Here is a 19,565-nt window from a genome sequence, read left to right on the forward strand (position 1 = left end):
AACGGGTGGCATGGGATGACCTTGGTGCCCATGATCGAATGGTGGACTCCGCAGGACGTGTACGAGCTCGAGGCGCGCTGCGCCCGATTCCGCATTGCCAAGCTGGCGCTCGATCGGGGCCCCATGGAAGTGGGCAGGGCGGAAATGGACAGGGCGGAAATGGACAGGGCGGAAATGGGCAGGGCGGATGAGGCCGATCCGGCGGCGTGACTTCGCCGAGCTGCCCCCGTCGCTCGTGGCCGAGGTGGAGCGCAGGCTGGGCGCCGTGCGCGGCTTCGAGGAGCGGCGGGGCGGCTTCTCGGACGGCGTGCTCGGCGTGGCCGCGCTCGCCGGCGGGGAACGCGTGTTCGTCAAGGCCGTCCCGGCGGACGGCGGGGACGCGGCCGGCTACCGGGAGGAGGCCGCCGTCAGCGCGGCGCTGCCTCCCGGGGTGCCCGCGCCGCGCCTGCTGTTCGCGGACGAAAGGGACGGCTGGCTGCTCATCTGCTCCGAACTGGCGCCCGGTAGGGTGCCGCACGAGCCGTGGCGCCCCGAGGAGCTGGCGGCGGCGCTGGACCTGCTCACGGTCTGCGCCAGGGAGCTGACCCCGGCGCCGGTGGACGGCCTCTCGACCGTCGCCGCGCGCATGAAGGGCCGCTGCGAGCTGTGGCAGGACCCGGGCACCGCCCGGCTCGGCGTGTGGGAACGCGACCACCTGGCCAGGCTGGCGGAGGTCGAGCGGGAATGGGAGTCGCTGGTCACCGGCGACACGATGCTCCACTTCGATCCGCGGTTCGACAACATCCTCATCGACGAGCGCGGCACGGCCCGGCTGGTGGACTGGGGGCGGGCCTGCATGGGCCCGGACTGGGTGGACCTCGTCTGCCTGCTGCTGGAGTCCGAGCTCGGGGATCCCGACCCGGAGGAGGTCTTCGCCGGGCACCCGCTCGGGCGGCGGGCGGCACCAGAGGGCGTGGACGCCCTGCTGGTGACGCTCCTGGGCTACTGGACGCGTACCGTGGTGCTTCCCGGACCGGCGCACGCGCCGCACCTGCGGGAGCGGCGCGAGCACTCCCGCCGCGCCACCCTCGCCTGGCTCGGCGCCCGCTGGGCGTGAAGGCGCCCGCTAGCCGCCGACGTGGATGCCGGGCCGGTTGGCGGGCTCGGGCTCGCTCTTGCGCAGGATCTCGCGTACGACCGGCGCCGTGTCGCCGCGGCCGAGGATGAGATAGCGGAACAGGTGGACCAGCGGAGAGCCCTCCGCCCACGCGAAGTAGCAGTGCGGCCGCACGCCCCCGGCGTCGCGGAGCGCGAGCAGGACGGCGGCGATGGCGTTGGGCGCGGCCGGGCTCTCCGCGCGCAGGATGCGGTACTTGTCCACCTCCACGCCGCGCACGTGGAGCACGTCGCTGAAGCCGGACGGGTCGATGACGTCGATCTCCAGGAACATGATGTCCGCCCGGCCCGGGACCGGGTTGACCCCGCGCTGCTCGGCCTCCTTCTCGGCGTACTCGGCCGCGTCACCCGCCTGGCGGCGGTTGGCGATGATGTTGAGCGCGCCGTCGTAGTCGAGCGAGTCGGCGATGAACCGCCGCGCCGCCTCGTCGAACTCGATCCGGTCGGCCCGCAGCTCGGTCGTCCGCGAGACGCGCGAGATCAGCGAGATGGCGATGATGCCCAGGATGAACAGCGCGGAGATGGCGATGCCGTCGGGCTTCTCCCGGATGTTCTCCACCAGCGCGTACACCAGCACCAGGGTGAGCACCGAGAAGCCGGCCGTGGCGGCCCGCTGGCGGCGGCGGATGGCCGAGATCGTCACCGCGACCGCGCCGGAGACCATCATGGCCAGGATGCCCGTGGCGTACGCGCCGGCCTGGGCGTCCACGTCGGCGTCGAACGCGATGGTGAGCACCACGCAGATGCCCGTGTAGACCAGCACCACGGGCCGCACGGCGCGGCCCCAGTCGGGCGCCATGCCGTACGAGGGCAGGTAGCGCGGCACGATGTTGATCAGGCCGGCCATCGCTGAGGCGCCGGCGAACCACAGGATGAGGATCGTGCTGATGTCGTAGACCGTGCCGAACATCTCGCCGAGCCGCTCGTGCGCCAGGTACGCCAGCGCCCTGCCGTTGGCCTCGCCGCCGGGCCGGAACTTCTCGGCCGGGATGAGCACCGTCGTCACGAAGCTGGTCGCGATCAGGTAGACGCTCATGATGAGCGCGGCGCAGGTGAGCAGCTTGCGCGTGTTGGCGACGCGGGACTCCAGCTGCTCCTCGGCGGTCTTGCCGGCGGCGGCCACCAGCGGCATCATGCTGACGCCCGTCTCGAACCCCGAAAGGCCCAGCACGAGCAGCGGGAAGGCCAGGACGGCCGGTCCGATGAGGCCGCCGAAGCCGCCCGTGCCGCTGGTCAGCGCGTCGGTCCAGCGGGAGAGCGCGTCCGGCGAGGTGAAGACGTCGCCCAGGCCGACGGCGACGACGACCGCGTTCAGCACCAGGAAGATCGCGACCAGCGGGATGGCCACGCCGACCGCCTCGCTGAACCCGAGCAGGAACACCCCGCCCAGCACCAGCAGCAGCACCGAGGTCAGCAGGACCTCGTGGCCGTGCAGGAAGCTCGGGAAGAACGGGTTCTCCACGACGTGCACGGACGCGTCGGCAGCGGACAGCGTGATCGTGATGATCCACGACGTGGCCACGAACCCCAGCAGCACCAGCACGAACAGCTTGCCCCGCCAGAACGGCAGCAGCCGCTCCAGCATCGCCACCGAGCCCTGCCCGTGCGGGCTCTCCCGGGCCACCCGCCGGTACATCGGCAGCATGCCGAGCAGCGTCAGCGCCACGATGAGCAGCGTGGCCAGCGGCGATAAGGCACCGGCCGCCAGCGCGGCGATGGCGGGCAGGTAGGCCAGCGTGGAGAAGTAGTCGACGCCGGTCAGGCACATGACCTTCCACCAGGCCTGCGGCTCGGCGTGCGCCTCGGTCGTCTCCGGGCCCGTTGGCTGCACGCGAAGCTGCAGCAACCAGCGCGCCAGACCGTTGGACGGGGGCGCTGGAGGGGTCGGGCTGTCGACGACCGCGGGGATCGTACGCCCACCGGTACCGCTCACCGGATCTTCCTCTCATCGAGAACGGAAACCACCCTAGGGGGTCCGGCACGTTATCACGCGGCTGGTCCGGCGAATCTCCCCGCACCCTCCCGATCGCCACCTACCTGGACGACCGGCCCGGCGGGTCTAGGCGCCGTCCTTGTCGGAGTCGGCGGAGAAGACGATGGCCCCGAGGTAGCCGTCGTCCTCCTGAGTGATCTTCATGAGCATGCTGCCGTCGTAGATGTTGTCGTTGTCGTTGAACGTGTCGCGCCCCGTGTGCTCCGAGTACGGCGACTTCGCCATGACCGCGCTGTTGAGCTTCTCGTCGAACATCATCTGCGTGGTCAGCACGCGCTGGTTGCTGAAGTGGACCATGGCGTGGATGTGGATCGTGCGCCCCCGGTACCAGCCCGGCCAGATCGTGGTGAACTCCACGATGCCGTCGGCGTTGGTGACCTGCGCGCCGCGGAGGTAGCGCTTGTCGTCGGTGGGCGTCAGATCCGCCATGTCGCCCCCACCGTTACCGGACCCGCCACCGGGACCGCCACTGGGACCGCCACTGGGCGGGGCGCCGGTGGGCGCGCCGCTCGGGGGATTGCCTCCGCCGGGCGGGTTGCCGCCGCCCCCGCCGGTCGAGGCCGCCTCGGCCCCCGAGTAGAGCCCGGCCGCGTCGCAGTGCCAGATCTCCACGACCGCGTTGCCCAGCGGCTTGCACGTCTCGCTGTCCTGCACCTTGACGGCCACCCGCAGCCGCACGCCGGGCTTGTCCTCGCGGATGTCGCTGCGGATCTTGTCGGCGTCGAAGTAGTAGGGGCCCTGCGTCGTCGTGCTGGTCAGCTTGCAGGTGCCGGCCCCGTCGAACAGCGAGGTGAGGTCCTTGGCCGTGGTGGCGGTCGGCGTCACGCTCGCGCCCGTGGACGTCGTGACGGTCGCCGTGCCCTCGGCGCTCGAACAGGCCGCCAGCAGGCTGCCGAGCCCGAGCGAGCTGATGCCGGCGAACAGCCGCCTCCGGCTGACGCGCTGACCTTCATGATCGTGTCCCACTATGGTGTCCTTGTCCGGGATGCTGTGGTGTTCCGGACCTCACCGTAGGACGGGACCTCTGGGGACCTCCTTTACCGCGGATGAAGTTCTCATGAGTTGGGGACGGGGTCAGCCACCGTCGGTATCGGAGTCGGCGGACAGGATGATCGTGCCCAGGTAGCCGTCGCCGTCCTCGATGACCTGCAGCATCATGCCGTCACGGAAGATGTTGTCGGCGCTGTTGAAGGTGTCGCGCCCGGTGTGCGCCGCATAGGGCGGCGTGGCCAGCACCTTGGCGTTGAGCGCGTCGTCGAACATGATCTGCGTGTTCAGCACGCGCCGGTCGCTGAAGTGGACCATGGTGTGGATGTGGACCGTCCGGCCCGGGTACCAGCCCGGCCAGATGGTCGTGAACTCCACGATGCCGTCGGCGTTGGTGACCTGCGCGCCCCGCAGGTAACGGTAGTCGTCCGAGGGCTTCATGTCGCTCATGAAGGCCACGTCGGTGAAGCCGCCCGGGGGAGGGCCGCTGGCGGCGTCGTCCTTCGACTCCTTCTCCGCCCCCGAATAGACCCCCGCGGCGTCGCAGTGCCAGATCTCCACGACGGCGTTGCCCATGGCCGAGCACGTCTCGCTGTCCTGCACCCTGATGCCCATCCGCAGCCGCACGCCGGGCTTGTTCTCCCGGATGTCGCTGCGGATCTTGTCGGCGTCGAAGTAGTAGGGGCCCTGCGTCGCCGTCGGGGTCAGCTTGCACACCCGCGAGCCGGCGAGCAGCGAGGCGAGATCCCCGGTAGCCGTCCTCGACGCCGCCCCGGCCCGGGCGCCGGGCGCCGACAGTACGGCGCCGAGCCCGAGCGAGCTGATGCCGGTGATCAGCCGCCGCCGGCTGACCCGCTGACCTTCGTGATCGTGTCCCACTGGAGTTCCTTCTGGCGTTCCTGCACTCAGACGAACCTCTCACGGGAGGGCGGCCTTTCAGCGGAGGCGCGGCCTGCGCTCGATGGCAGTCGAGTCGAAACCCTTTTCGGTGATATGAAACTGTAACCAGGCGGCTCGCGAGCTGATCAGCGACCGTCGGGCCAGATAGGCCCAGTTGAATGGCCATGCACACAGTTGCAGTGGCCGATTGACAGCCCCCGTCGGGTCGTTCTACTTTCCCGAAAACCTTTTAGGTTCACCGCTTCGATCCCTGTCCGTGATGTTAGCGCTAACAAAAGCAATCGCTAGATTGTAAGGGGCGAACACATGAGACGACGCTGGGCAGCGGCCCTCACCGCGGCACTCGTGCTCATCCTCGGCAACGCGACGCCCGCGTACGCGGGCGCGCCGATCACCACCTCGATCTACACGGCCGACCCGGCCGCGCTGGTCGTGGGCGACACCCTGTACCTCTACACCGGCCACGACGAGGCCCCCGCGGGCGGCACGAACTTCGTCATGCGCGACTGGCACGTCTTCACCTCGACCGACGCCGCCAACTTCACCGACCAGGGCGCCAAGCTCTCGATCTCGAACTTCTCCTGGGCGGGCGCCGACGCCTGGGCGGGCGAGGTCGAGCGCGGCGCCGACGGCAAGTACTACTGGTACGTCCCCGTCAACGGCAACGGCGCCGGCTGGATGGACATCGGCGTGGCCGTCGGCGACAGCCCGCTCGGCCCGTTCCGCGACGCCAAGGGCGGCCCGCTGATCAGCGACAGCACCCCCAACTCCTCGCCGCTCAACATCGACCCCACCGTCTTCACCGACGACGACGGCCAGGTCTACATGTACTGGGGCTCCTACTACGGCCTGCGCGCGGCCAAGCTCAACGCCAACATGACCTCGCTCAACGGCTCGGTCGTCACCCCGAGCGGCGTGTCGAACTTCTGGGAGGCCCCCTGGATGTTCAAGCGCAATGGCGTCTACTACCTCGCCTACGCGGCCAACGACTCGGCCTGCTCCGCGCCGGGTTACGCCTGCATCAGGTACGCCACCGCCGGCAACCCGCTCGGCCCCTGGACGCACCGCGGCGTCGTGCTCGACCAGGTCAGCTCGACCACCAACCACCCGGCGATCATCGAGTACAAGGGCCAGTGGTACATGGTCTACCACAACGCCGCCGCCCCGGGCGGAGGCAACTTCCGCCGCTCGGTGACCATCGACAAGCTCTACTTCAACGCCGACGGCACCATGCAGAAGGTCGTCCAGACCAGCGGCGGCCCCACCACCCCGGGCAACCTGGCGGCCAGCGCCACCCCGTACACCTCGTACGTCTCGTCCTGGGAGACGCTCGGGGCGATCAATGACGGCTACACCCCGGCGAACTCGGCCGACCACAGCCACGGCGCCTACGGCAACTGGGACCACCAGGGCACCGAGTGGATCGAGTACCGCTGGTCCAGCGCCCAGAACATCTCCAGGATCCAGACCTACTGGTTCGACGACGACCTGGGCATCGACCTGCCGGCCTCCTGCCAGGTGCAGTACTGGAACGGCAGCGCCTACGTCAACGTGCCCGGCCAGTCGTCCTGCGGCGTGGCGGGCAACACCTTCAACACCACGACGTTCACCTCGGTCAACACAACCCGGTTGCGGCTGAACATCACCTCCAAGTCCGGCTTCTCGACCGGTGTGCTCGAATGGAGGGCCTTCTCATGAGGCGCGCCCTATTAGCCCTGCTGCTGGTGGCGGGATTGGTCGTCGCCGGTGCGCCGGCGCACGCGGACCAGACCATCGGCTATCCGACCTTCAGCGGCCCGGCCGTCCCCGCTCCGCCGGGGTCGTACACGACCGGCAACACGATGCAGGCCATCTACGACGCCGAGAGCTCCGGCACCGACTTCTGGATGGACCGGCTGCTGGCCCGCTCGGGCAACGACCCGGCCGGCACGTGGCTCATGACGCGCGGCCGGGCGCTGTTCATGAAGACCCACACGCCCGGCACGCTCGGCTTCGCCGGGCAGGTGGCGTACTGGGAGAGCATCAACAACAACAACGCCTTCACCGTCGCCGTCACCCCCGGCACGTTCACCGAACAGGTGAACTCGCGCTGGCAGGCGCCCAGCTACTGGAAGAGCCGGCACACCAGCGGCTCGATCACGATCGACCAGACGAAGTTCATCACCGACAACAACGTGGCGGTGGCCAACCTGGCCATCACCAACGGCGGCTCCGCCTCGACGACGCTGCAGCTGCGGGCCACCTCGCCGTACGCCACCTCCGGCAGCGGCAGCGAGCTGACCGGCCAGGTGAACGCCTACAACAACCTCACCACCCTCTACCCGAGGCTGACCGGTGACGGGTTCACCGTCTCCAGCGGCGGGCTGAACAGGTCCGTCACGATCGCCGCCGGGGCGACGACGACCGTCAAGGTCGTCATGGGCTTCGTCACCAACGAGATCCCGGCCTCGCGCACCGACTACGACGCCTACGCCGGCTACACGCCCGCCACCGCGTTCGCCACGCACGTGCGCGCCTACAACAAGTGGTGGGCCGACAACATCCCCTACATCGACGTCCCCGAGCCCGGCATCAAGAAGAACATCTACTACCGCTGGTGGCTGATGCGCTTCAACAACCTGGACGCGGACATCCCCGGACAGACCTTCCAGTTCCCCACCTCCGTCGAGGGCGCGCTGGGCTACAACAACGCGATCGCGCTGACCCAGCCCATGCACATCGACGACCTCAAGTACCTGCGTAACCCGATCTACTCGTACGGCGACTGGCTGAGCGTCGGGCAGATCTCCAAGAACGGCCGCTTCCTGGACAACCCCGGCGACCCGGAGAACTGGTCCAACAGCTACACGCAGTACATCGGCGAGGCGGCCTGGAAGAGCTACCAGATCCACGGCGGCCAGCCCGCCATCGCCGCGAACCTGGCCCGCTACGCCGAGCAGGACGTCAAGGGCCAGCTCTCCTACTACGACCACGACAACAACAAGCTCATCGAGTACGACTGGGGCGCCCTGACCGGCAACGACGCCGACGCCGTGTCCTTCCACTGGAAGCCGGGCAACATGGACCGCGCCGAGTCCGCCTACCAGTACAGCGGGGCGCTGGCCGCCGCACAGGCGTACGACGCGATCGGCAACACGGCCAAGGCCAACGAGATGCGCACGCTGGCCACGCAGATCCAGAACGCCATCGTCAACGTGCTGTGGAACCCGAGCAGGCAGCTCTTCGAGCACCGGCTGAAGTCCACCAACGAATGGGTGCCGTGGAAGGAGATCAACAACTACTACCCGTTCGCCGTCGGCGCGATCCCCAACACCTCCACCTACAAGCAGGCCCTGCGCCTGTTCGACGACCCGGCGCAGTACCCGATCTTCCCCTTCTACACCGCCAATCAGGCTGACAAGGCGGCCTCGGGCACCGGCAGCAACAACTTCTCCACGATCAACTCCACGGTGCAGTTCCGCCTGCTCTCCTCGGTGCTGCGGAACTACCCCAACGAGTGGATCGACCCGACCTGGTACAAGAAGCTGCTCTACTGGAACGCCTGGGCGCAGTACATCAACGGCAACACCCAGTGGCCGGACGCCAACGAGTTCTGGGCCGACTGGAACGGCTCGTCCATCACGTACCGCTCGTGGATCCACCACAACATCCTGGGCAGCAGCAACTGGACCGTGGTCGAGGACGTCGCCGGCCTGCGGCCGCGCAACGACGCCAAGGTGGAGCTCTCGCCGATCAACATCGGCTGGACCCACTTCACTGTCAACAACCTGCGCTACCGCAACGCCGACCTGACCATCGTCTGGGACGACCCGTCCGACGGCGTCGTGCGCTACCCCGGCGTGCCCGAGGGCTACTCGATCTACATCAACGGCAACCGGGCGGCCACGGTGTCGTCGCTGGTGCCGTTCACGTGGGACCCGGCCACCGGTGATGTCACCACCAGCGGGTCCGTCACCTACCACGTAGCCGTGCCCGGGCTGCAGGCGCCCGCGCAGGTCACCCAGAACAGCGCCCGCATGGTCGACATGCTGGCCAAGGCCGGCGTCGACCTGACCGCCAACCTCACCAACCTCGCCTCCGGCGCCACCGCCACGGCCTCCACCACGGCCTCGGGCAGCACCACCGCGGGCGCGGTGGACGGCTTCCCGATCAACGAGCCGTTCTGGGGCGGCACGACCGCCGGGCAGGACTGGTACGAGCTGAACTTCGGCTCCGCCAAGACGGTCAACGAGGTGCGGCTCTACTTCAAGGACAGCCGCCCGGCCAGCGCCACCTACCGGGCGCCGGCGTCGTACGACATCCAGTACTACAACGGCAGCGCCTGGGTGAGCGTGCCCGGCCAGGCCAAGACACCGTCCGCGCCGCGGGCCAACTACAACGTGGTGCAGTTCTCCGCGGTCAGCACGCAGCGCCTGCGGGTGCTGGCCACGGCCGCCTCCGGGGCCAGGACGGGGCTCACCGAGATCAAGGTGTTCAACCGGGGCGGGACGCAGCAGCCGAATCCCACCAACCTGGCGTCGTCGGCCACGCCGTCGGCGTCGAACACCTCGTCGTGGGAGAGCGTGGCCGCGATCAACGACGGGATCGACCCGCCGTCGTCCAACGACACCGTCAACCCGCGCTGGGGCTGCTGGCCGGAGACCGGGCAGCAGTGGGTGGACCTGACCTGGGGCTCGGCCCAGAACCTGAACCGGGCCGAGGTGTACTTCTTCGACGACGACGAGGGGATCGACATGCCCGCGTCGTGGAAGCTGCAGTACTGGAACGGCAGCGCGTACGTGGACGTGCCGGGCGCCTCGGCGTACACGCTGACCAAGAACGCCTACAACAGCGTCACCTTCAACGCCACGAGCACGACCCGCCTGCGGGTCCTGCTCACCGGTAACGGCAGCAACTCCGTGGGCCTCCTGGAGGTCAAGGCCTACGGTCCGTGACGCCGCGTGGGGGCGCGCCTCGGCGCGCCCCCACCCCGTCCCGCCCCGTCAGCGCTGCCTGGCCGGGCGGATGATCATCTCGTTCACGTCCACCTCCACAGGCTGGCCGATCGCGTACGCGATGGCGTCGGCGATGGCCTCCGGCGGAATCGAAGCCGCCCGGTATACGCGCATCGCCTCTTGCGCTCCCGGCTCGGTGATCGTGTCGGCCAGCTCCGACTCCACGACGCCCGGGGAGACCGTGGTGACCCGGATGCTCGGGTCCAGCTCCTGGCGCAGCCCCTCGGTGATCGCCCAGGCGGCGTACTTGGTGGCGCAGTAGACCGCGGCCGTCGGCACCACCTGGTGCGCGCCGATCGAGGCCACGGTGACGAAGTGGCCGCCGCCCTGCCGCTGGAAGTGGGGCAGCGCCGCGGCGATGCCGTGCAGCAGGCCGCGCACGTTCACGTCGATCATCCGCTCCCACTCGTCCACCAGGAGCGAGTCCAGCCGGGACAGCGGCATCACCCCTGCGTTGTTGACGATCACGTCCATCCGGCCGTGCTGCTTCGCGGCCGTGTCGACGAACCTCGTGACGTCCGCGGGGTCCGTCACATCGAGGCGACGCACCTCCACGCTGCCGCCCTCGTTCCTGATGCTCTCGGCGACGGCGGCCAGCCGGTCCTCGCGGCGGGCGCCGATGACCAGGTGGTGGCCCTCGCGGGCGAGGCGCACCGCGGTGGCCTGACCGATGCCGCTGCTGGCGCCGGTGACCAGGACGATCTTCGTCATATCAGTCAGTTCCCTTGGTAGTCGGTGCTGAGCGTGACGTGGCGCCACGCCTCGAATTCGGTCCTGAGCGTGTCGAGCCGCGCGGAGGCGATCTCGTACGCGGCCCGGCCGAGCAGCAGGCGCAGCGGCGGCTCGGCCGCCCCGACCGCGGTGATGATCGCCTCGGCCGCGCGCACCGGATCGCCGGGCTGGTGGCCGTAGGTGGCCAGGGTGGAGGCGCGGCGCGTGCCCGCGCTCTCCGCGTAGTCGTCGATGCGGACGGGAGACTGCCGCATGGAGGGGCCGGACCAGTTCGTACGGAACGCCGCGGGCTCGACGATCGTGACCTTGATGCCCAGCGGCGCGACCTCCGCCGCCAGCGACTCCGACAGGCCTTCCACGGCGAACTTCGTCGCGTGGTAGTAACCGGTCGCCCCGAACGCGGCCAGCCCGCCGAGCGAGGAGACGTTGACGATGTGGCCGCTCCCGCGGGCGCGCATGCCCGGCAGGACGGCCTTGGTGACGTCGACCAGCCCGAACACGTTCGCGTCGAACAGCGCCCGGACCTCGTCGTCCCGGCCCTCCTCGACGGCGGCCAGGTAACCGTACCCGGCGTTGTTGACCAGGACGTCGATGCGGCCGAAGGCGGACTCCGCCCGCTCGACCGCCGCCGCGATCTGGGCCTTGTCGGTGACGTCGAGCGGCAGGGCCACGGCCCGGTCGCCGTGCTCGGCGACGAGGTCGGCCACCTGCAGGGGGTCGCGGGCGGTGACGGCCGCGCTCCCGCCGCTTTCCAGCACGGCGGTGGCCAGCGCGCGGCCCAGGCCGGTGGAACAGCCGGTGATGAACCAGACGGACATGGTGGTATATCTCCAGGTAGATAGGCATGGCGAAATGGCGCCCCGGCCGGGCGCGGTCGGTGAAGGGTTGTTCAGCCGGCGGTCAGGGAGCCCAGCAGGGACAGCGACTCTTCCGACGGGCTGCCCGGGTCGGCCTGATAGACGACGAGTTGTTGCCCGGGAGCGCTGTTCACGGTCAGCGACTCGTAGTGCAGGGTCAGTTCGCCCACCAAGGGGTGGCGGAAGCGCTTGGTCTCGTGGGTCTTCTGGCGGATGTCGTGGCGGGCCCACAGCCTGCGGAAGGCCTCGCTCTTGACCGACAGCTCGCCGACCACCTCGATCAGCAGCGGGTCGTCCTGGTCGGCGCCCACGCCGGCGCGGAGCCCGGCGACGGTGTTGACCGCCACCCGGTCCCAGTCGGGATAGAACTCCCGCGCGTCCGGGTCGAGGAACACCAGCCGGACCAGGTCCCCGCTGTAGGCGTGGCCGTCGAACAAGGCTCTGCCGAGCGCGTTGGCGGCCAGCACGTTCAGGCAGCGGCCCAGGACCACCGCGGGGGTGTGCGGCCAGCCCTCCATCATGCGCAGCAGGTTCGGGCTGACCCGCTCCCGCCTGGCCGACGCGCGCTTGCGCCGGACCGGTTGGGCCAGCCGGTGCAGGTGCGCGACCGCGTCCTCCTCCAGGGCCAGGGCGTGGGCGAGCGCGTCGACCACCTGTGCGGAGGGGTGGCGCTCGCGGCCCTGCTCCAGCCGTACGTAGTAGTCGGTGCTCACGCCCGCGAGCCGGGCGACCTCCTCGCGGCGCAGCCCCGCCACGCGGCGCCGGGTCGTGACCGGCACGCCGGCCTCCTCCGGCTGGAGCAGCTCGCGGCGGGCCCGCAGGAACTGGCCGAGTGGGTTCTCCCTGTCCATGTCTTCGAGACTAGGCGAGGCCCGGGGGGCCATGGGGGGCTGAAGGTGGCCGCGCCACTCCCACCTTCGGCCCCGTCGTAGGCGTTCTCGAAGGTGAGGTTGCGGGCGGTGAAGTCGGGGGCGCTGATCGTGCACGAGGCGCTGCCGGAGGTGCCGTACGGTCCCGAGCCGTCCGGCTTCTGCGCGGCCGCCGAGGCGTCGAACGTGAGCACCACCTCGCGCGGGTCCCGCGTGGCGCCGACCAGGGAGATGTGCGGTTTGTCGGCCGGGATCACCACCTGCTGCCGGTAGGTGCCCTTGCGGACCAGGATGGTGACCGGGCGGGTGTTGCCGGCGGGGACGGCGTCGACCGCGGCCTGCACGGTCGTGTGGTCGCCCGAACCGTCCGCCGCGACCACGATGGCGGCGGGCGCCGGGGCCGCTGTCACAGGAGGCAAGGCGAGGAGGGGGAGAAGTAACTTGACCACGGGAGCGCGCCGATCTACAGTCCGCCTGATATTTATCGGCGCTTCGCTGAAACTTTCATCGGGAGCATCGTGCGCACCCTTCGAGCCCTGGTGGCCGCCGCCCTGTTATGCCTCGTTCCCGCGCTCTCCGCGCACGCGGCGGCGGACCTCGCCTACGACTTCGAGAACGGCACCACCGAGGGATGGGGGCCACGGGGCGGTGGCGTCTCCGTCACGGTGACGCCGGACGCCGCCCACGGGGGCACGAGCAGCCTCCTGACCACCGGCCGGACCGCCACGTGGCACGGCGCGTCCATCTCCGCGCCGTTCGTCCGAGGTGTCGGCTACACCGTGACCGCGTACGCGCGGCAGGTGAGCGGCCGGCCCGCCGCCACGATCGCGCTGACCGTCCAGCGCACCCCGACCGGGGGCAGCACCACGTACGAGCGGGTCGCGGCGGCCACCGTGACCGACGGCGGGTGGACGCGGCTGTCGGGCAACTACCTGTTCACCGCCGAGTCCGCCGACGTGCAGCTCTACGCCGAGAGCTCCGACGCCACCGGCGAGTTCTACCTGGACGACATCGTCGTCACCCCGCTGGGCGACCCCACGCGCGAGCCCGTCAGCAGCGACTTCGAGGACGGCACCGCGCAGGACTGGGCGCCCAGGGCCGCCGCCACCCTCCAGCCGAGCGCGGAGGCCGCCCACGCGGGCAGCCGCTCGCTGGCCGTGGGCGGCCGCTCTGCCTCCTGGGACGGTCCCGCCCTCAACGTGTTCGGCCGGATGGCCAAGGGCGACAAATACGCCCTGTCGGTGTGGGTGCGGCTCGGACCGGAGGCCACGGCGGGCCGGCTCGGCCTGTCGATCGAGCGCAGGACCGGCGGCACCCCCAGCTACGAGCGCGTCGTCTCGCCGAAGGACGTGCCGGCGGGGGAGTGGGTGCAGCTGTCCGGCACGTACACGCTCGCGTACGACGTCGACTTCCTCAGCGTCTATGTCGAGTCCGACACCGGCACGTTCCCCTTCTACCTGGACGACTTCTCCATGAAGTACATCCAGCCCAAGCCGATCCAGACCGACATCCCCGCGCTCAAGGACAAGGTGCCGTTCGTCATGGGCTCGGCGCTCACCAGGCCCGACGCGCTCGGCGTACACGGCGAGCTGCTGGCCAGGCACTTCAGCGGCGTCACCCCCGGCAACGAGCTCAAATGGGACGCCACCGAGCCCCGTGAGGGCGAGTTCACCTTCGCCGACGGCGACTTCCTGGTGGACTTCGCCACCCGGCACGGCATGACGATCCGCGGCCACACGCTCGCCTGGCACAGCCAGACCCCCGACTGGGTTTTCCAGAACGCCGACAAGGAGCTGCTGCTCAAGCGCCTGGAGACGCACGTGCGCACGCTCGTGACCAGGTACAAGGGCAAGATCGCGGCCTGGGACGTGGTCAACGAGGTCGTGGACGAGAACCAGCCCGACGGCCTGCGCCGCTCCAAGTGGTACGAGATCGCCGGCCTCGACTTCATCCGCACCGCCTTCCGCGTCGCCCACGAGGCCGACCCGGACGCCAAGCTCTTCATCAACGACTACAACACCGAGTTCCCGCGCAAGCGCGAGGCCCTGTACGCGCTGGTCAAGCGGCTCAAGGCGGAAGGGGTGCCGATCGACGGCGTCGGCCACCAGCTCCACCTGAACATCGAGCACCCGCCCGCCTCCTCCGTCGAGGCCACGATCGAGCGCTTCGCCACGCTGGGGGTGGACCAGCAGATCACCGAGCTGGACGTCAGCGTCTACACGGACTTCGTGTCGTCGTACGACACGATCCCGCCCGAGCTGCTCGTCCAGCAGGGCCACCGCTACAAGGAGCTGTTCGACGTCTTCCGGCGGCAGGCCGCCAAGCTCAGCTCCGTGACCGTCTGGGGCGAGTCCGACGACGTGAGCTGGCTGCGGTCGTGGCCGATCCCGCGGCTGAACGCGCCGCTGCTGTTCGACGACGACCTGCAGGCCAAGCCCGCCTACTGGGGCGTCGTGGACCCGTCGCGGCTGGCCCCGCCAGTGCGCCGGCTGGAGGCACCGGCCGGGACACCCAAGGTGGACGGCAGGCGGGACCTCGAGTGGGACCTGCTGCCGGACTCGCCGATCGCGCGGGTGGGCGACGTGTCGGCCGGGTTCCAGGCGCGCTCGTCGGGCAAGGGGCTGTACGTGCTCGCCGAGGTCACGGATCCGACGGCGGGCAAGGACGATCGGGTGACGTTCACGGTCGACGGCACCTCGTACGTCGTCAAACGAACCGGCGGCCCCAAGGCGGCGGTGCGGCCGACGCCGACCGGCTACCGCGTCGAGGCCCTGATCGCGACCGGCACCAACACAGACGTGACCGTGAGCGACTCCGCCGGCGCGAGCACCTCCTGGACGGGGAAGGTGACCGCCGTGCCCGCCGTCAAGCTCACCTCCGCCGCCCACCGCACGCCCGTGCTCGACGGCGCCGTGGACCGGGCCTGGTCGGCCGCGCCGGAGATCCGCACCGCGACCTGGATCCAGGGCACGTCCGGCGCGACCGCCAAGGTGCGCTCGCTGTGGAGCGGATCCACGCTGTACGTGCTCGCCCAGGTCGCCGATCCGACGCTGAGCGAGGAGTCCCCGAACCCGTGGGAGCAGGACTCCGTCGAGATCTTCGTGGACCCGGGCAACGGCAAGACCAAGGGCTACGAGGACGACGACGGCCAGTACCGGATCAGCTTCTCGGGCCGGATCACGGTCGGCGGGACGTTCGACGCGGGCGGGGTGAAGGACCACGTGAAGGCGGTGACCAGGACGGTGTCCGGCGGGTACGTCGTCGAGGCGGCCATCGAGCTGCCCACGATCACACTCGCACCGGGGACGCTGCTGGGCTTCGACGCCCAGGTCAACGACGCCACGGGCACCGCCCGTACCAGCGCCGTGACCTGGAACGACAACACCGGCCGAAGCTACCTGGACACCAGCCACTGGGGCGTCCTCCGGCTCACCCAGGGGTAGGTGGGCCGGCTTCCACCCTCCCGTTGCCCGACTGGACGGTGGGCCTGCCGACACCCACCCCAGGCCAAAGGGCCTTGCTCCGCTCGGACTGCCCTTCCGCTCGGCCGACCCGGACTCAGCGGTCGCACATGGCGGCGACGAAGGCGTCGATCAGGTGCTGCCGCTTCTCGGGGACGCCCGTGACGTAGACGGTGGCCGCGCGCCCGGCCCGGTCGCGGCCGCTGAACACCGCGGCCCCCGGCATGTCGCCGGCGCCGAAGTAGGCATAGCCGCAGCCCGACTCCATCCGGGCCAACCCGTAGCCGTAGCGGGCGCCTTCGGGCCAGCCTTCCTGCTCTACCGGCACCGTGCTGGCCATCATTTTGCCCAGCGGGGCCTTGCGCCAGAACCGGTTGAGGTCCTCCGGGCTGGAGACCAGACCGCCGCTGGGCCCGAACTCGTACGTGGGCAGCCGGTCGGTCAGATCCACCTCGCCGTCCTGCGGGCGGCCGGGGTGCACCCCGTAGGTGTGGGCATGCGGGCCACGGATGCCGTAGTCGCCCTTGGCCGGCCAGTACGTGTCCCGCATCCCGTACGGCTTCAAGATCAGCTCTCGGCTCGCCTGCCGGAAGTCCTTGCCGGTCACCTCGGTCACGATCATGCCGAGGACCAGGTAGTTGGTGTTGGCGTAGGCGAACGAGCCGCGGGGCGTGGGCTTGAGCGCGAGTGCCACCTGCAGGAAGTCCGGGAACGGCTCCTTCCACTCGATCGCGTTGAGGAACTCGGGCAGGCCACTGGTCTGCTGCAGCAGCATCCGGACGGTGATCTTCCGTCCATCGATCGCCGCACCGTCGCCCCTGCCGCGCAGCACGCCGGGCAGATAATGCTCCACCGGCGCGTCCAGGTCGATCTTCTTCTGGTCGGCCAGTCGCAGCACGGTGGCGGCGATGATCGGCTTGCTCGCGCTGGCGATCCGGAACCGGCCCTCGGGGCCGATCATCGGCCGGCCGGTGCCCCGCTCCGCGGTGCCGGAATGCAGGGTCACGGTCATGCCGCCCGGGGTCCGCACCTGGCTCAACGCGCCCGCCAGGCCGTCCTCGGTGGTGAGCAGGTCAAGGCGGGACTGCGGCGAGGGCGTTGCGGCGGCAGCGAAGGCGGGAGCTACAGGGGCGATGACCAGACAGCCGGCGACAGCGGCGGCGAGCAATCTCTTCATGCTTCTAATGTGGCGAGAAGATCACTCATGTTCAGTCATGCCTACCTGCCTGTTGGGGTGGAGGTCTTCCCTACCTTGTCCGCCCCGAGCCGAGGCCGAGCACCCGCTGACATTGACCATCACGCTCGGCTCCGCAGACGCCTACAAGCTGATGCTCCTGGCCTCGTCCACACTGACACCTACGGAGCCGACCGGCCTGACCCGCTCGCAAGAAGGCCGGGATCCGGCTGCCCGACGTCGGTGACCTCCACCCGCCGGCTGAGCTCACCTGCGGGAGGAGCCCCTTTCACCGCAGGCGCAGGTTGGGGCTCCGCTTGAGCCCGAGGAGGCCGAGCAGGTCGTCGATCATGTGCTCGAACAACGGCTGCAGGTCGTCGAAGGCGAACTTGTGGTGCCCGTACACGGCCATGCAGAGCAGCCCGTAGATCTGCCGCCAGCAGACGACCATGAGGAACACCACGCCGATGGGGAACTCCAGGCCGACTTCCGAGCGGTAGGTGCGCAACTGGGCTGCCAGGACGGGGTCGATCTCCTCGTCCGCCGGGCAGGTCAGCCGCCCCTCGTTCCACAGGCGGGCGAACAGCTGCCCGAACAGGCCGCCCAGCTCGCGCGCGATGACCACCGGGATGCCCTCCTCCGACTCGGCGATCTTGGCGAAGCCGGCTCCCATGAGCAGGTCGAACTCGACCTTGTTGGCCAGCGACCAGTCGAGCACGGCCTGGGTGGCGGCGTGCAGCTGGGCGCTGACGTCGTCAGGGTCCTGGCGCCGCGCGGCCCGGTCCACGGTGTCGATGAACTCCGCGGTGATGTCGTCGTAGATGGCGCGGATGAGGCCCGCCCTGCCGTTGAAGTAGCGGTAGAGGGCCGGGGGTGTCACGCCGACGCCGCGGGCCACGGCGGCGAGGGTGAGACCCTCGATGCCCTCCTCCGCGGCGATCCTGCGGGCGGCGGCCTTGGCGTCGCGTTCGAGCTCGGCCCGCAGTCGTTCCCGTCGCGTCAACGCTGTCACCCGACCATCTTGTCTGGTCTCGCCTGCCGCGGCCACTTGCGGTGAATGGGCGACACATGGTTAATGGTATTCACTCTTTTAAGGATCATCATTGAAGGCGTGAAGGAGATCTTGGATGAGTTCCCGTAGCGGTGGCTGGCCGGCGACGGCGGTCGCGCTCCTCCTGGCGGCAACCGGCTGTTCGGTGGCCTCCGGCCCCGTCGCCCTGTCCCAGCCGAGCCCGCGCGCCTCCACCCCCACTCCGGACGCCAGGAAGACGGCACTGGCCGAGGCGGCGAAGAGCCTTCCGGCCGTGCTCGCCGCCCAGGGGCCGGTCGCCTGCTCGTGGAATGACGACGGGTGGCGGGCCACGGCCTACGACGACGCCTTCCGTACCGGTGTCGCGAGCTTCTCCAGCGTGACGCTCGCGCCGCTCCTGACCGAGATCGCCGCGACGGCGGGCGGAGCGAAGGCCGTCGTGCGCAGCCTGTGCGGTGAGGAGGGAGATCCCGGCGTCAGCCCGGTCTCGCCGGACGGCCGCCGGGTCGCCGTCCAGGTGGACTTCCCGTCCAGTGGCGACCCGACGCACGTCGGCTGGCTCGACCTCGGCACCGGGACGTTCACGGACCTCACCGACAGGTCGAACAAGAAGGGATACGTCAAGGAGACGTTCTCCGACAAGTACCCCGGATTCGCGCCCGACGGGTCGTTCTGGTTCCTGCGCGACTCCCAGCAGTACTTCTCGGCGGACCCGAACGGCCGGCTGACTCCGCGCAAGATCAGCCTGGCCTGTTTCACCAACAGCAACGACGACACCTTCTACCGCGTCGTGGGATCGGTCGCCGTCATGTGCCCGGGCACCGTCCATCCCTCCGGGAGGTTCGCGGCGAACCCCAGCCGGGCGGCCGTGGGGATCAACCTGGTCCAAGGGGCCGAACTGGATATCCTCGGGAACACGGTGGACCGCTATGAGGACGCTCCGCTCCAACTGCCGTTCGGCATGAAGATCGTCGTACGTGACGGCGGCCTGCGCCACTGCGACCCGCTCGCCTGGATCAACGCCACCGACCTGCTCTGCGCGGGCGGGAGCAACGACTTCTACACCGCACGGATCAACCCTCGGCTCGCCCGGAACGACATCGATTATGTGCAGCACACCGAGGTGAAGGTGAAGAACGAGATCGCCCCGGCGACCGAGTCGTCGATCATTACGGTGGCCGTCTCCCGGGACCGCCGCTCCCTGATCATCGCGGCCAACGAGAACGACGACCCCGCCACGGCCAAGCTCTACCGCGCCGACCTGATCTCCCCCTCCGCTCCCGTGGAGATCGGCCCGATCCCGGCGGAGTCGAGGGAGCACTTCACCCTCCTGAACAACTACCAGCAGCCCGTACGAGCCGACTGACCGGCACTTCCGGGGACCTGGAGCTTCGGGAACCGCTCCCGACCTCC

General features: G+C 69.8%; 15 protein-coding genes. 6 read left to right on the forward strand and 9 right to left on the reverse strand.

Annotation, left to right across the window (positions count from 1 at the left end):
- Nucleotides 1–30: 30 nt before the first annotated feature.
- A complete protein-coding gene (locus ACIHFD_RS14090; RefSeq protein ID WP_397367174.1) occupies nt 31–210 on the forward strand; it encodes a hypothetical protein in 180 nt (59 codons plus the stop codon).
- A complete protein-coding gene (locus tag ACIHFD_RS14095; protein WP_397367175.1) occupies nt 188–1,096 on the forward strand; it encodes a phosphotransferase in 909 nt (302 codons plus the stop codon). Before ACIHFD_RS14090 ends, ACIHFD_RS14095 begins: the two co-directional genes overlap by 23 nt.
- A 9-nt stretch (nt 1,097–1,105) precedes the next feature.
- On the opposite strand, the gene ACIHFD_RS14100 is transcribed toward ACIHFD_RS14095, so the two are convergent.
- The 3 genes from ACIHFD_RS14100 to ACIHFD_RS14110 form a co-directional block, all read right to left on the reverse strand.
- Nucleotides 1,106–3,088, reverse strand: coding sequence for an amino acid transporter (locus tag ACIHFD_RS14100; RefSeq protein WP_397367176.1), 1,983 nt, complete (start codon nt 3,086–3,088; stop codon nt 1,106–1,108).
- A gap of 126 nt (nt 3,089–3,214) precedes the next feature.
- Nucleotides 3,215–4,114 (reverse strand): intradiol ring-cleavage dioxygenase, encoded by a 900-nt coding sequence (locus ACIHFD_RS14105; RefSeq protein WP_397367177.1) that lies wholly within the window; start codon nt 4,112–4,114, stop codon nt 3,215–3,217.
- Between the two features lie 108 nt (nt 4,115–4,222).
- The gene (locus ACIHFD_RS14110; protein ID WP_355207895.1) at nt 4,223–5,014 is read right to left on the reverse strand and encodes an intradiol ring-cleavage dioxygenase; all 792 of its coding nucleotides are present in this window, start codon (nt 5,012–5,014) and stop codon (nt 4,223–4,225) included.
- A 327-nt stretch (nt 5,015–5,341) separates the two neighbouring features.
- Here ACIHFD_RS14110 and ACIHFD_RS14115 point away from each other — a divergent pair, with 327 nt between their 5' ends.
- Both ACIHFD_RS14115 and ACIHFD_RS14120 read left to right on the forward strand, forming a co-directional pair.
- Nucleotides 5,342–6,733: a glycoside hydrolase family 43 protein gene (locus tag ACIHFD_RS14115; protein ID WP_397367178.1), complete on the forward strand. Its 1,392-nt coding sequence runs from the start codon at nt 5,342–5,344 to the stop codon at nt 6,731–6,733.
- Nucleotides 6,730–9,969, forward strand: a complete 3,240-nt coding sequence (locus ACIHFD_RS14120; RefSeq protein ID WP_350725248.1) for an MGH1-like glycoside hydrolase domain-containing protein — start codon at nt 6,730–6,732, stop codon at nt 9,967–9,969. Before ACIHFD_RS14115 ends, ACIHFD_RS14120 begins: the two co-directional genes overlap by 4 nt.
- 48 nt (nt 9,970–10,017) lie before the next feature.
- On the opposite strand, the gene ACIHFD_RS14125 is transcribed toward ACIHFD_RS14120, so the two are convergent.
- The 4 genes from ACIHFD_RS14125 to ACIHFD_RS14140 form a co-directional block, all read right to left on the reverse strand.
- On the reverse strand, nt 10,018–10,740 hold the full coding sequence (locus ACIHFD_RS14125; RefSeq protein WP_397367179.1) for an SDR family oxidoreductase: 723 nt from the start codon (nt 10,738–10,740) through the stop codon (nt 10,018–10,020).
- 5 nt (nt 10,741–10,745) lie between these two features.
- The gene (locus tag ACIHFD_RS14130) at nt 10,746–11,579 is read right to left on the reverse strand and encodes an oxidoreductase (RefSeq protein ID WP_397367181.1); all 834 of its coding nucleotides are present in this window, start codon (nt 11,577–11,579) and stop codon (nt 10,746–10,748) included.
- Between the two features lie 71 nt (nt 11,580–11,650).
- Nucleotides 11,651–12,439: a helix-turn-helix transcriptional regulator gene (locus ACIHFD_RS14135; protein WP_397367214.1), complete on the reverse strand. Its 789-nt coding sequence runs from the start codon at nt 12,437–12,439 to the stop codon at nt 11,651–11,653.
- On the reverse strand, nt 12,328–12,897 hold the full coding sequence (locus ACIHFD_RS14140; protein WP_397367183.1) for a pectinesterase family protein: 570 nt from the start codon (nt 12,895–12,897) through the stop codon (nt 12,328–12,330). Before ACIHFD_RS14140 ends, ACIHFD_RS14135 begins: the two co-directional genes overlap by 112 nt.
- Before the next feature lie 108 nt (nt 12,898–13,005).
- Here ACIHFD_RS14140 and ACIHFD_RS14145 point away from each other — a divergent pair, with 108 nt between their 5' ends.
- Complete coding sequence (locus tag ACIHFD_RS14145; RefSeq protein WP_397367185.1) at nt 13,006–15,930, forward strand: endo-1,4-beta-xylanase; 2,925 nt, start codon at nt 13,006–13,008, stop codon at nt 15,928–15,930.
- A 115-nt stretch (nt 15,931–16,045) separates the two neighbouring features.
- Here the strand turns inward: ACIHFD_RS14145 and ACIHFD_RS14150 are convergent, their stop codons facing one another.
- Nucleotides 16,046–17,125 (reverse strand): serine hydrolase domain-containing protein, encoded by a 1,080-nt coding sequence (locus ACIHFD_RS14150; protein ID WP_397367186.1) that lies wholly within the window; start codon nt 17,123–17,125, stop codon nt 16,046–16,048.
- Between the two features lie 286 nt (nt 17,126–17,411).
- Entirely contained in the window at nt 17,412–18,134 is a 723-nt protein-coding gene (locus ACIHFD_RS14155) for a TetR/AcrR family transcriptional regulator (protein ID WP_397367187.1), read from the reverse strand.
- Nucleotides 18,135–18,249: 115 nt separating this feature from the next.
- Here ACIHFD_RS14155 and ACIHFD_RS14160 point away from each other — a divergent pair, with 115 nt between their 5' ends.
- Nucleotides 18,250–19,518 carry a hypothetical protein gene (locus ACIHFD_RS14160; RefSeq protein WP_397367188.1) on the forward strand — a complete coding sequence of 423 codons (1,269 nt, stop codon included), beginning with the start codon at nt 18,250–18,252 and terminating at the stop codon, nt 19,516–19,518.
- The last annotated feature ends 47 nt before the right edge of the window (nt 19,519–19,565 follow it).

Source organism: Nonomuraea sp. NPDC051941 (genome assembly GCF_044593615.1).